Source organism: Streptococcus infantis (genome assembly GCF_047463615.1).
Lineage (GTDB): Bacteria > Bacillota > Bacilli > Lactobacillales > Streptococcaceae > Streptococcus > Streptococcus infantis_X.
The window spans coordinates 156617-170943 of record NZ_JASHDO010000003.1 but is presented as its reverse complement, the minus strand read 5'-3'; the positions used below and the strand labels follow the sequence as shown (position 1 = coordinate 170943).

The 14327-nt window shown below is 40.8% G+C and carries 8 protein-coding genes; 4 read left to right on the top strand and 4 right to left on the bottom strand.

The features are described 5' to 3' along the window. Positions 1–3676, bottom strand: a 3676-nt coding sequence (locus QM874_RS05000; protein ID WP_414316452.1) for a Rib/alpha-like domain-containing protein, incomplete at its 3' end; no start/stop codon positions are given. 281 nt (positions 3677–3957) lie between these two features. On the opposite strand from QM874_RS05000, the gene QM874_RS04995 reads away from it, so the two are divergent. Next, positions 3958–5427 carry a M protein trans-acting positive regulator PRD domain-containing protein gene (locus QM874_RS04995; protein ID WP_414316451.1) on the top strand — a complete coding sequence of 490 codons (1470 nt, stop codon included), beginning with the start codon at positions 3958–3960 and terminating at the stop codon, positions 5425–5427. Between the two features lie 115 nt (positions 5428–5542). Then, positions 5543–9232: a pullulanase gene (locus QM874_RS04990; RefSeq protein WP_414316450.1), complete on the top strand. Its 3690-nt coding sequence runs from the start codon at positions 5543–5545 to the stop codon at positions 9230–9232. A gap of 319 nt (positions 9233–9551) precedes the next feature. Here the strand turns inward: QM874_RS04990 and QM874_RS04985 are convergent, their stop codons facing one another. Together QM874_RS04985 and QM874_RS04980 are read right to left on the bottom strand one after the other, a co-directional pair. Next, complete coding sequence (locus QM874_RS04985; RefSeq protein ID WP_414316449.1) at positions 9552–9983, bottom strand: Rrf2 family transcriptional regulator; 432 nt, start codon at positions 9981–9983, stop codon at positions 9552–9554. Positions 9984–10055: 72 nt separating this feature from the next. Continuing rightward, complete coding sequence (locus QM874_RS04980; RefSeq protein ID WP_414316448.1) at positions 10056–10895, bottom strand: metallophosphoesterase family protein; 840 nt, start codon at positions 10893–10895, stop codon at positions 10056–10058. A gap of 147 nt (positions 10896–11042) precedes the next feature. Here QM874_RS04980 and QM874_RS04975 point away from each other — a divergent pair, with 147 nt between their 5' ends. Next, entirely contained in the window at positions 11043–11495 is a 453-nt protein-coding gene (locus tag QM874_RS04975; RefSeq protein WP_075228826.1) for a universal stress protein, read from the top strand. 148 nt (positions 11496–11643) lie between these two features. On the opposite strand, the gene QM874_RS04970 is transcribed toward QM874_RS04975, so the two are convergent. Continuing rightward, complete coding sequence (locus QM874_RS04970; protein ID WP_414316447.1) at positions 11644–13035, bottom strand: Cof-type HAD-IIB family hydrolase; 1392 nt, start codon at positions 13033–13035, stop codon at positions 11644–11646. A gap of 67 nt (positions 13036–13102) precedes the next feature. On the opposite strand from QM874_RS04970, the gene QM874_RS04965 reads away from it, so the two are divergent. Beyond that, positions 13103–14065, top strand: coding sequence for an asparaginase (locus tag QM874_RS04965; protein ID WP_414316446.1), 963 nt, complete (start codon positions 13103–13105; stop codon positions 14063–14065). The last annotated feature ends 262 nt before the right edge of the window (positions 14066–14327 follow it).

Below are 14327 nucleotides of genomic sequence, written 5' to 3'. Positions count from 1 at the left end.
GAACTTCATCCTTAGAGCCATCTGGGTATGTTACAACTACGATAGCGTCTTTGTCGCCTTCTGTTGTAGTGTCTACTGGTGTCTTGTACTCGAATTTAGTTCCTGATGGAAGATCACCTACGTTGCCGATTGAATCTTTAGCGTTTGGTTTATCACCTGGTTTAACACTTTGATCTTTCGCTACTGGGGTGTTCTTATCTGCATCTGTACGTGGATCTTTAACAGTTACTTTAACTGGAACTTCATCCTTAGAGCCATCTGGGTATGTTACAACTACGATAGCGTCTTTGTCGCCTTCTGTTGTTGTATCTACTGGTGTCTTGTACTCGAATTTAGTTCCTGATGGAAGATCGCCTACGTTGCCAATTGAATCTTTAGCGTTTGGTTTATCACCTGGTTTAACACTTTGATCCTTCGCTACTGGGGTGTTCTTATCTGCATCTGTACGTGGATCTTTAACAGTTACTTTAACTGGAACTTCGTCTGTTGACTTGTCTGGGTAAGTAACTACTACTGTCGCGTCTTTTTCACCTGGTGTTTCTGTATCTACTGGTGTCTTATAAGCAAAGGTAGTGCCATTTGGAAGTTCACCAACATTGTCGATTGAGCCTTTAGCGTCTGGTGTTTCACCCTTGTTAACGTCTTGAGCCTTAGCTTTTGGATCGTTCTTATCTGCATCGCTACGTGGATCTTTTACAGTAACCTTAACTGGAACTTCATAAGTTAACGAATCTGGGTAAGTAACTACTACTATCGCGTCTTTTTCACCTGGTGTTGTTGTATCTACTGGTGTCTTGAACTCTGCTTTTGTTCCCTTAGGAAGTTTGTCAAAGTTTCCGATTGAAGCTTCTGCTTTTGGTTTCTCACCAACTTTAACAGTTTGATCTTTAGCTGTTGGAGTGTTGTTTTCTGCAGATGTCTTATCTGGATCTTCTACAGTAACCTTAACTGGAACTTCATCTTTAGATCCGTCTGGGTATGTTACAACTACTGTCGCGTCTTTTTCACCTGGTGTTTCTGTATCTACTGGTGTCTTATAAGCAAAGCTAGTACCATATGGAAGGTCACCAGCATTGGCGATTGAGCCTTTAGCGTCTGGTGTTGAACCCTTGTAAATGTCTTGAGCTTTAGGTTTTGGATCGTTCTTATCTGCATCGCTACGTGGATCTTTTACAGTTACTTTAACTGGAACTTCATCAGTTGACTTATCGGGATAAGTAACTACTACTATCGCGTCTTTTTCACCTTTGGTTGCTGTATCTACTGGTGTCTTATAAGCAAAGGTAGTACCACTTGGAAGTTCACCAGCATTGTCAATTGAGCCTTTAGCGTCTGGTGTTTCACCTTGTTTAACAGTTTGATTTTTAGCTGTTGGTGTGTACTTGTCTGTTTCCCTAGCAGCTGGAGTAACTAAGTATGCTGCTGCAATCTTATCTGTAGATTTATCAGGATAAGTAATGACAAGGTTTCCTTTTTCATCGACACTATATGTAGTACCTGGAGGGAAACTTGCATTTGCTTTTGTAGTTGCGGCGATAATCTTGTTTTTCTCTTCTTCACTAACATTGTTAGGATTAGCAACTTCTACTTTTTCACCTGGAACAGCATCAAGCTTCTTAGTAAGTTCCAAAACGGTAACTTTCAGGTCTCTCGTTACAACTGCATTTTTCTTACTTCTAACTGCGAAGGTCACAACAGTATCACCCGCTGGTTGGTCCCAATCAACAGTACCTCCGTATCCGGCTGAACGTTGTCTAATGGTATCTGTTCCAGCTGTCGATATGTAATAACCTGTAGGTTTCAAGCCCTTGACAGCTGTTGGATTGTTAGGAACCCAGAAGTTTTGAATCGCATTAGATGCTGCTGTAACACCAACATTAACAGATTCACCTGGATAAACAGTGATATGTGATCTGGTAACGAGAAGTTGGGTATTATCGTTTCCTCTTGAAACACCTCCGTCCACTTCAGGCTTTTCTGCACGAGTCGCTGTAATCGGAGTGCTCTTAGGAGATTCACTTCCACCTGCTGGTGTAGCTGTCGCTGTAATTTGTCCTTCTGGAAGACTATTAATTGGAGAGATAGTAGCAATACCTTGATCGTTTGCTACGGCTTCGCCGATCACAACTCCGTCATTATTGTAAAGCTTCACTGTAGAACCAGGTTCTGCTTTAACTGTCACATCAGTTGGCGTACTTGCTTTACCTGATAGATCTGAAGTGATCTCTGGCGCTTGGCCTGCTGGCTTATTAGTATCAGCAGGTTTATTTGATGGAGTAACTAGATATGAAGCGTCAATCTTATCTGTTGATTTATCAGGATATGTAACGACAAGATTTCCTCTTTGATCAACATTATATAAAGTGCCTGGAGGGAAACTTGCATTTGCTTTTTTAGTTGCTGCGATAATTTTATTTTTCTCGTCTTCAGAAACATTGTTAAGATCAGCAACTTCTACTTTTTCACCTGGAACAGCATCAAGCTTCTTAGTAAGTTCCAAAACGGTAACTTTCAGGTCTCTCGTTACAACTACATTATTCTTACTTCTAACTGCGAAGGTCACAACAGTATCACCTGCTGGTTGGTCCCAAGCAACAGTACCTCCGTATCCGTTATTACGTCTTTTATAGGTCTCTGTCCCAGCTGTCTTTAGGTAAACACCTGTAGGTAGCAAGCCCTTGACACCGTCTGGATTTTTAGGAACCGAAAAGTTTTCCATCTCTTGAGATACTGCTACAACACCAATCTTAACAGATTCACCTGGATAAACAGTGATGTGTGATTTGGTAACGAGTAGTTGGGTATTATCACTATCGTTCCCTCTTGAAACACCACCTTCTACAGTTGTCAATGTTGGTCGTGTCGCTGTTACAGGTGCACTCTTAGGAGACTCACTTTCGCCTGCTGGTGTAGCTGTAGCAGTGATTTCACCTACAGGAAGGCTATTTGTTGGCGTAACAGTAGCTACACCTTGAGCATTTGCTACTGCTTGACCGATAACAGCACCATCAGTATTGTAGAGTTTAACAGTTGAACCTGCTGGTGCTTGGACAGTTACATCCGTTGCAGAACTTCCTTTTCCATCAAGGTTTGAAGTGATGACTGGAGCCGCTACTGCTGCACGTGCTCTACGTGGTTTAGCTACTTGAGAGCCATCTTTAATAGTTTGAGCTGCTGACAAGCTTGCAGTTGAACCATCTGCAAAAGTAACAACTACTGATCCGTCTGCTTGAACTTGAACATCAGTTGCTGCAGAGTTAGCTGCCTTAACAGCTGCTACTACTTTTGCTTTTTCTTCATCAGTAAGTGCTGATGGATTGTAGACCACTGTCACCTCTGGAGCTTGGATGCTATCTGCTTCCTTAGCTTTTTCAGTCGCAACTACTGGTTCTTCTTTAGAATTTTGAGTAGTTTCAACTTTTTTTTCAGCCACTGCTGCTGGAGCTACTTCTACAGCTGGTGCTGCATAAGTTGTTTTCTCTTCAGCTGCAGCTGGCTTAACCCCCTCTGCTGTAGAGCTAGCTTCTGGCTTAGCGTCTACTGCATCTGCTTTGACTGATGGAGCTACTAATGCTGCCCCAACCGCAAAAACAAGCGAACAACCGAAAAGGAAATGTTTTCCTTTTTTGATCATACGCCAATTCTTTTGTTCTGCATTTTTTCGATTAAAATACATGAATCTTTTCTCCTAATTTTAAAAATTATAGCATGTCTTTAACATACATTTAACATTATAAACAAACTCTTTAACTTAGTCAATCATTTTGCTATTTTTATCTTTATTTTTTTTTCGATACAAAAAAAAGAGAAAAACAAAATTTATATTTGCAAAATATAAGATGAATCAGTTCAGCCATTTCCTTTGTTTTTTTAAAACACTTGTGATATAATAACAAATATCAAAAAATATATGATTTTTGTTCATTATAATCAAATATATTACAGGAGGACTGATTCATGAGAGAACTATTAACTCAAAAAGAACAAAGACAATTAAGAATTTTAGAATATCTGTTTGAAAATCCAAGCTGGATTCACCTAGATCCTCTTGCAGAAACACTCGGTATCAACTCGCGTATCATTAAAAGTGATATCAAGGAGATGCGTGACATTCTTTCTTGCTTTGAGATACAGTCTTCAACTGCTGGCATCCGACTAGCTAACAATAGAAATTTAGGCATTGAACGAATTTATCGCCACGTTTTACAAGATTCTTCAAACTTTCAAGTTTTAAAGGCTTTCTTCCTATTAGAGGAACCCTTTACCTATGAACATCTGGCCCAAACCCTTGATGTCTCACTCCCTTCACTTCGAAAAAAGGTTGCTGAGATCAATAGTATCTTGCAGAACAAATATCGGTTCAAACTTAAGGTAACACCAATCTCTATCATTGGAGATGAGAGAGATATCCGCTTCTTCTTCGCCCAGTATTTCCATGAAGCCTATGGTTACTTCAAGTGGCCATTTTCTGATTCTGAAAAAGATATAGAAGATTTTGTTGCTTTCTTTATTAAATTGACAGGTTTCCCTGCTACTTATGCAAACTTGTTCCAGATAGAGACACAAACAGCCGTTAATCTGCATCGATTTAAAATAGGTGCTACCATTCAAACTGTAGCTGATTCTTCAAAGGTTCTTTCTATATACGATCGACTTTCTGAGTCCAAAGACCAACTTGAACCTCTAGCTAAGCGCCTGAATATAGAAATAAATAGCGAGACTTTAGAACAGCTTTTCGACTCTTACACTCAAAAAGGAATCTTCTTTACAGTTGAAGAATTTCTAGCTGCACGTTCAGTTGATAAGCAAGTCGATCACTCTTACCACGCAGCTAGAGATGTCCTAGATAACCTTACTCGTGAGTTTGGTGTCCACTTTTCAAATACAGATGTGCTAGTATGGCACTTACACAATACCGCTCTTCTTGAGCGTCAAGAAATCAACTCAGAATCTATCATTTCTCATAACAAATCCTACGCTCTTAATAAAATCAAAAAGTTCTTCCCTAAATTTTACGAATCAGCTGTTTTCGAAATGATGCGTTATAAAGCTAACTTGGGACAAAAAGAACATGCACACGCTGTTATCCATCTCGTTTATACTCTTTTGACCCACGCTTCAGATTTGATTGAGCAACTATTAAGCGCTCAGGTTAAGGTCCGTGTCCTTGTTTTAAGTGAGTTTGACTTTGCACATCCACGAGCTCTAATCTCTCTTTATGAATTCTATACATCTAAAAATATCCAGTTTGAGACTTGGGATAAAGAGACACTCGATGTAGATGAAATAATGGCTGCTGATTATGATGCTATTCTAACAAACTTCGACATTGATGGGCTAAAACATCCAAATTTAATTAATATAGGTCGCATGGCTAATCTACAAGTCATCAACGAACTCAATAAAATTTCAGTCAGCAAACTTTAAATTGATCTAGCTCCCCCAAATGGAGCTTTTTCTTTTTATATATTTCAAGAAAACGATTGCATAAAATTTTACTCCATGCTATACTAGGATAGAAATAAATGATAGGAGAGTGTCTATGAAAAACACGTCATCTCAACCAGATAAAAAAATGGTTTACAGTATCCGTTCTCGGAAAAACGGAACTGGCTCTGTCCTTATTGGAGCAAGCTTTATCCTCCTTGCTTTAACAGCACCTTCTGTATCTGCAGCTGAAACTACTCTTAGCGCACAAGAAAATGTAAGCGCTATTAGTAATAACCCAGTTTCTACAGAAACTAGCCAAGTTGAGGAAAAAACGCCTATTTTGGATCACAAAGATGCAAGCGTTTCCCTAGAGTCTAAAACATCTGAACCAGTAGCAGTTTCTGAAACAACTACAACTGAAGCTACTCCAAGCCTTCTAAACAACAAAGACGAGAAAACAGAAGTATCAAGTCTAGCTGCTGAGAAAGCTTCGCTAGCAGACACTGTATCTGAAACACCAATCGCAGACAACTACTTCCGTATCCACGTCAAAAAACTTCCTCAAGAAAACCAAGATTCACAAGGACTTTGGACTTGGGATGATGTTGAAAAACCATCTGAGAACTGGCCAAATGGCGCCCAGTCCTTCAAGGATGCCAAGAAAGACGACTACGGCTACTACCTAGATGTCAAACTAAAAAATGAGCAAGCCAAGAAAATCAGCTTCCTCATCAACAACACAAAAGGTGACAACCTTACTGGAGACCGTTCAGTAGAGCGCCTCTCTCCAAAGATGAATGAAGCTTGGCTAGATGAAAGCTATAAAGTACACAACTATCAACCTCAACCAGCAGGAACTGTTCGTGTCAACTATTTCCGCACCGATGGAAATTACGATAAAAAATCCCTCTGGTACTGGGGTGATGTCAAGAATCCAAGTAGTGGAGAATGGCCTGATGGAACAGACTTTACTGCAAGTGGAAAACACGGACGCTACATCGACATTCCGCTCAATGAAGCTGCCAGAGAATTTGGATTTTTACTATTAGATGAGAGCAAGAAAGGCGATGATGTGAAAATCAGAAAAGAAGATTATAAATTTACTGACCTGAAAAACCACAGTCAGATTTTCCTCAAAGATGATGATGCAACTATCTACACCAACCCATATTATGTTCACGATATTCGCATGACTGGTGCTCAACATGTGGCTAAATCTCGTATTGAAAGCAGTTTTTCTACCTTGGTTGGGGCTAAAAAAGAAGACATCCTTAAACATTCCAACATCACTGACCACCAAGGGAATAAAGTTGCTATCTCCGATGTTACAATCGATGAAGCAGGTAAGAAGGTAACCTACATCGGTGATTTTTCTGACACTCAAAACCCATATACAGTTGCCTATGATTCAGACCGTTTTACAACTCGTTCTAGCTGGCGTCTCAAAGACGAGACTTATAGTTACGATGGTCCACTCGGTGCAAATCTTAAAGAAGATGGCAAACGTGTTGATTTGACCCTCTGGTCTCCAAGTGCTGATAAAGTTTCCGTTGTCGTCTACGATAAAAAAGATCCTGAAAAAGTTGTCGGAACCGTCGCTCTTGAAAAAGGAGAAAAAGGAACCTGGAAACAAACTCTGGATGAGAATTCAGGACTTGGCATCAGCAACTATACTGGCTACTACTACCACTACCAAATCGAGCGCCAAGGTAAGACTGTTCTCGCACTAGATCCTTATGCTAAATCTCTGGCAGCTTGGAACAGCGATCTAGCAAAAACAGACGCTGCCCATAAAGTGGCTAAAGCTGCTTTTGTAAACCCAGCAAAACTAGGGCCGCAAGACTTGACTTATGGTAAGATTCGCAATTTCAAATCTCGCGAAGATGCTGTTATCTACGAGGCTCACGTTCGTGACTTCACTTCAGATCCTGCCATCGCAAAAGATTTGACTAAGCCATTTGGTACCTTTGAAGCCTTTATCGAAAAACTAGACTACCTAAAAGACTTGGGCGTGACCCATATCCAGCTCCTTCCAGTCTTGTCATACTACTTTGTCAATGAATTGAAGAACCAAGAACGCTTGTCCGCCTATGCTTCAAGCGATAGCAACTACAACTGGGGTTATGACCCTCAAAACTACTTCTCCTTGACTGGTATGTACTCAAGCAATCCTAAGGATCCAGAAAAACGTATCGCAGAATTTAAGAACCTTGTCAACGAAATCCATAAACGTGGCATGGGTGCTATCTTAGACGTAGTTTACAACCATACTGCCAATGTCGATATCTTTGAAGACCTTGAGCCAAACTACTACCACTTCATGGATGCAGACGGAGCACCTCGTACTAGCTTTGGTGGTGGTCGTCTAGGAACAACCCACTACATGTCTAAACGCGTCATGGTAGACTCTATCAAGTATCTAGTTGAAACCTATAAAGTAGATGGTTTCCGTTTCGATATGATGGGAGATCATGATGCAGCTTCTGCCGAAGAAGCTTATAAGGCTGCACGCGCCCTCAATCCAAACCTTATCATGCTAGGTGAAGGTTGGAGAACCTATGCTGGTGATGAGAATACGCCTACTAGACCTGCTGACCAAGATTGGATGAAACATACCGATACTGTTGCTGTATTTTCAGATGACATCCGTAACAACCTCAAGTCAGGTTATCCAAATGAAGGCCAACCTGCTTTTATCACAGGTGGTAAACGTGATATCAATACCATCTTTAAGAACCTCATTGCTCAACCAACCAACTTTGAAGCGGACAACCCAGGAGATGTTATTCAGTATATTGCAGCCCATGATAACTTGACCCTCTTTGACATCATTGCCCAGTCTATCAAAAAAGACCCAAGCAAGGCTGAGAACTATGCTGAAATTCATCGTCGTTTGCGACTTGGAAACCTCATGGTCTTAACAGCACAAGGAACACCATTTATCCACTCTGGGCAGGAATATGGACGTACCAAACAATTCCTTGATCCAGCCTATAAGACTCCTGTTCCTGAAGATAAGGTTCCAAACAAATCTCACTTGTTGCGTGATAAAGATGGTAATCCATTTGTCTATCCGTACTTCATCCATGACTCTTATGACTCTAGCGATGCTGTCAACAAGTTTGATTGGACTAAGGCAACAGATAAAAAAGCATATCCTGAGAATGTCAAGAGTCGCGACTACATGAAAGGATTGATTGCTCTTCGTCAATCTACAGATGCCTTCCGACTCAAGAGTCTTGAAGATATCAAGGAGCGTGTCCGCCTCATTACTGTCCCAGGACAAAATGGTGTTGAAAAAGAAGACTTGGTCATTGGTTACCAAATTACTGCTCCAAATGGAGATGTCTACGCAGTCTTTGTCAATGCAGATGAAAAGGCTCGCGAATTCAACTTAGGAACTGCCTTTGCTCACTTGAGAAATGCTGAAGTCCTGGCTGATGAAAACCAAGCAGGACCAGTAGGAATCTCTAAACCGAAAGGTCTTGAATGGACTGATAAAGGATTAAGACTGAACACTCTCACTGCTGTTGTTCTCCGCTTGTCACAAGGTGGTGCCATTGTCGCTCCAACTGTAGAAGAAAAACCAGAATTTGATATTTCTAGCTTGGAAGCTGACCAAAGTCAAGCCCAAAACCTAGCTGCAAAACCTAAAACTCAAGAAACTGTTGTAGAGACTCTGTCTCAAAAAGTCCTGCCAAACACAGGTACTGAAAAACAATCTACTCTTGTTCTTGCAGGAATTGGTCTCCTCACATTCCTAGGACTTGGAAGTTTCCTCAAATCAAGAAAGGAAAAATAAACCAAGATTTCTATAAATCCAGCAACTTGATAGAAAGACATGTAAAAAGCAAGAACTAAAAAATTCTTGCTTTTTTACATGAGCGAGTTAAAATAGTGACTTTTATTACCAAATAATTCCCTTGTATAAAAATAGCAGGGCTAAGAATAATAATCCGTAGAAAAATATAAAGAGCCACTTCAATTTCACACACAGAGCTACATATTCACGGATAAAGGCTAATAAAATTCCTATAACGAGATACATTTTTTCCTTCTTTATGGCTATATTTTATCATCATTATCCACATAGAAAAAGAGGAACTAAGGTCCTCTTAACTTTAGATTCTTGCTTCTGCATCTGCTACTACTTGGGCAAGACTGGTCTGACCAAGTTCAGCCTCCATAGCTTGCTGGATTCTCTCCAATTTTTGATCCAAAACATCATGAATATGAGCTCCAACTGGGCAATTTGGATTGGGATTGTCGTGAAAACTAAAGAGTTGACCTGTCTTTCCTAGACATTCAACTGCTTGGTAAACATCTAATAGACTGATATCCTCTAGGTCTTTGATAATCTCAGCTCCACCAGTTCCACGCGCCACCGAAATCAAGTCTGCCTTTTTCAGTTGGGACAGGGTTTTACGGATAATAACAGGATTGACTCCAACACTACTAGCTAGAAAATCGCTAGTCACCTTGCTTTCCTTCCCTTTTAGGGCAATGATTACCAACATATGTGTTGCAATGGTAAATCGGCTTGAAATTTGCATCCTCTTCTCCTTTTTTCGTCAGATTAGTTCCTTCTTTTTCTTATGTTTATTATATCTCTTCTAGTTGTAATGTCAAGAGTTACCACTAAGCCAGTCATCCAATTCAACATCATGTCCTTGACTCTGAGCGATTTCGTGCAACAAGTCCTGATTGTGGGTATGGTGAATCCCATTAACTAAGCTCTCATAGTAGACTTGATAGTAGGGTAATTGTAAGTCTTTTGCTAGCTGTAATTCTGCCTCAATATCATAATCAACACGACGAAAATCAGCATCTTTTAAACCTTTTTCGTCAAATTCTAAGATCATGTATTGAGCCCGCAAGTCTTTGCGTAAATTCTCAGATAAAAAGAAGGGTTGACCAATCGAGCCTGGGTTCAGGATAAGCTGACCACCACTACCATAGCGAAGTAACTGCTGATGGATATGACCATAAATGGCAACATCGCAGTCCGGATTGGTGACAAGACGATCAAAATCCTCTTGTTTTCCCAGATGAATCAACTCTCTTCCCCAGTTTTTATCAGGCAAGTGATGACTAATCCCTAGCTTCAGATCTCCAAACTGGCGATGCACTTGCAAAGGATAGTCCTGCAGTGCCTCAATCTCTTGGCTGCTAATTTCTTCCATGATATACTGACACTGGCGCAAGAGATAGCGATGGCTAGGTCTAGTTTCATCTAACTTACGATGACAGGCTCGCCAAAGACTATCTTCCCAATTCCCAAGGATTCGCACTGTGATCGGTAAAGCTTCCAAGCATTGAAGCATCTGTTTCCGTCCTGTTCCTGGCATCAGGATATCTCCCAAGAGCCAGTACTCATCAACTCCTGCCGTTTGAGCATCTTCTAGCACAGCCTCCAGAGCAGTTGTATTTCCGTGTATATCTGATAGTACTGCAATTTTTGTCATGATGATCCCTCTTGATTTATTTCTGTTTTCATTATACCAAACGCCTATTTAAAATCAAAACCTACTTCCTTTTCCATCGTTTTTTACTTTACTTTTTTAGTGAAAAGGGTTACAATGAAGGTGACAAAATGTTAGGAGGTTTTTGCTATGACACAACGTTATGAAAATATCATGGTCGCTATTGATGGTTCTAAAGAAGCTGATCTTGCCTTTGTCAAGGGAGTACAGATCACCCTACGTAACCAAGGAAAATTAACCCTTGCCCATGTGATTGATACTCGTGCCCTTCAAAGTGTTTCAACATTTGATGCTGAAGTTTATGAAGAACTACAACTTGAAGCTCAAAACTTGATGGCAGAATACGAAAAGCGTGCAAAAGACGCTGGAGTCACAGACATTCAGCTGGTCATTGAAATGGGAAATCCTAAGACCCTCTTGGCTAAAACTATCCCTGAAGAAGAACATGTTGACTTGATTTTAGTCGGAGCAACGGGACTCAATGCCTTTGAGCGTCTCCTAGTTGGCTCTTCATCTGAGTACATTTTGCGCCATACCAGCGTTGATCTCCTCGTCGTTAGAGATAAGGATAAAACTTTGTAACTAGTAAAAAGACAAGAGGTCGGGATAAGTCCTGACCTCGTTTTTTTATAAAAGTTTCTTTTGATGCAGTAGATGAGTGGTCTTTTTATTGGTCTTTCAGACTCCAAAAAGACCCTTATACGAAAACAGCATTTTCTCTAGCCACATCCTATTTTTTATTTACTCTTTCCTTATGGCGTTCGTAAGCCTTTATCTGTCGCTCAATTTCCTTTTTAATAGCTGGTTCTGGAGCGTATTTCTCCTCCCAATCATCAGGTTTAAGGATTTTATGAGTTACTGGATCAAAGTGGGCCTTACCATCTGGAAAAACCTTACCCATATTAGCCTGATGGACGATTTCAAAAATACGTTCTGGATCCACACCCATCAATACAAAACTTCCATAAGTAAAATACAGAGTATCAATCAAGGCATCCACTTGCCCTATCAAATCCTGCTTGGCGGGAATGGTTTTTGAAACTTTTGTTGCAGCCTTATCCAAGGCTCGATGCATCTCTGCGATCGCTGCTTGAAAATCCTCGTCTGAGTTGCTAGCGGCACGAACAAACTCTACCAATTCTTCAATCTTAAAGTCCGCACGATGGGTTGCCCCTTCCAAATCCCAAGCCTTTGGTTCTTCCTGAGTTCTCTCATCCATCATATGATGGAAGGCCTTGACCTTATTAAAGTGATAGTCGCGACTGACAAAGACTTTTTCAGAAGCTAGTACTCCAAAGTGCTCCAAGGCTTTATGAATTCCATCCTCTTGGTTACTCGTCGTGATATGTTTGGCTACTTCCTTAACACTACTACTACCATTTCCCATGGCAACAGACATCCCAACGCCAGCCAACATTTCTAGGTCATTATCCGAATCACCAAAAGCCATAACTTGATTCAGGTCAAAGCCGTATTCTTTTCCGACGCGACGAATTCCTTCTAATTTCGAATTCCCTTGGTTGATGATATCTGCTGCAAAAGGATTGCTTCGTGTAAACTTAAGATATTCAAACTCTGAAGCTGCTTGATTAGACTCCTCAGGTGTCATCAACATGAGAACCTGGTAGATGGGTTGGTTAATCAAATCTAGTAAATCATCTTCCTTTTGAGGAAGGGCCTTACTGACCATACGATTAAAGGAATGACTGACTGTTCGAGTCAAAAATTTAGGAACAAAGCGGCTCACTAGCTGGGACAAAGGACTTAACCCAAAGGACATAATCCGAGAGCCAATCACATCTTGTCTCGTCCCCATAGCGATTTCTTTTCTATTTTCCTTGGCGTATGCAATAACTTGTCTTAGACTTCGTTTATCAATCGGACTTGCAAAAAGTACACGTTCTTTGTTAAAGATATATTGGCCATTATAGGTAACTGCAAAATCCAGATCCAATTCATCCATCAAATCCTTAACAAAAAATGGTCCTCGTCCGGTCGCTACCCCCACAAAAACCCCCTGATCCTTCACAATCTTGATGGCTTCTTTAGTGGATTTCAAAACACTCTTTCGATCATTGACTAATGTTCCATCTATATCAAAAAAAACAGCTTTGACTTCCATGACTATCTCATTCCTTTCTTTTATGATACAATGATTATACCATTATTTCAGAAAAAGTGAGTGAATCATGACTAAGAAAATCCTCGTTTTACACACAGGTGGCACTATTTCCATGCAAGCAGATGACTCAGGAGCTGTTAGAACTAGTGCAGATAACCCTATGAATCATGTCTCAAATCCCTTAGAGGGAGTCCAAGTCCATGCTTTGGATTTTTTAAATTTACCCAGTCCTCATATCAAGCCCAAACACATGCTGGCTCTCTATCACAAAATCAAGCAAGAGGCAAAGAATTTTGATGGCGTTGTCATCACACATGGTACCGACACCCTCGAGGAAACGGCTTATTTCCTAGACACGATGGAAATCCCTCACATTCCCATCGTATTGACCGGAGCTATGAGAAGCTCCAATGAGCTAGGAAGTGATGGTGTCTACAACTATCTCAGCGCCTTACGCGTAGCGAGTGACGACAAGGCAGCTGATAAGGGGGTACTGGTCGTGATGAATGATGAAATTCACGCTGCCAAGTATGTCACTAAGACCCACACCACGAATGTCGGAACCTTCCAAACACCGACCCATGGCCCACTTGGTCTCATCATGAAGCAAGAGATTCTCTATTTTAAAACTGCAGAACCTCGTGTCCGTTTTGATTTAGATAGCATCCAAGGTTTGGTGCCCATCATCCCTGTTTATGCTGGCATGACAGAAGAACTCCTTGATTTACTGCCTGTCGATCAACTGGATGGTCTCATCATTCAGGCTTTCGGTGCTGGAAATGTTCCTAAGGAAACATCTCGAAAATTAAACACCCTTATCCAAGCAGGGCTTCCCATTGCCTTGGTTTCTCGTTGTTTTAATGGTATCGCTGAGCCTGTATATGCCTATGAAGGTGGAGGCGTTTGTCTGCAAAATGCTGGTGTATTTTTTGTCAAAGAGCTGAATGCTCAAAAAGCCCGCCTCAAACTCCTCATTGCTATCAATGCTGGCCTCACAGGAGATGAATTACGAGCCTATATGGAAGGATAATACTCTTCGAAAATCAAATTCAAACCTCGTCAACGTCGCCTTGCCGTAGGTATGGTTACTGACTTCGTCAGTTTCATCTACAACCTCAAAGCAGTGCTTTGAGCAACCTGCGGCTAGTTTCCTAGTTTGCTCTTTGATTTTCATTGAGTATAAAAAAGTCGGTGAGATAGAAATTACTAGATCAAGTCTTGTTTTCTAGTCACCCCCAAAGCCTTCTACCATCAACTTGATGCTTTAACTATTGGCTAAAAAGTTTTTACTA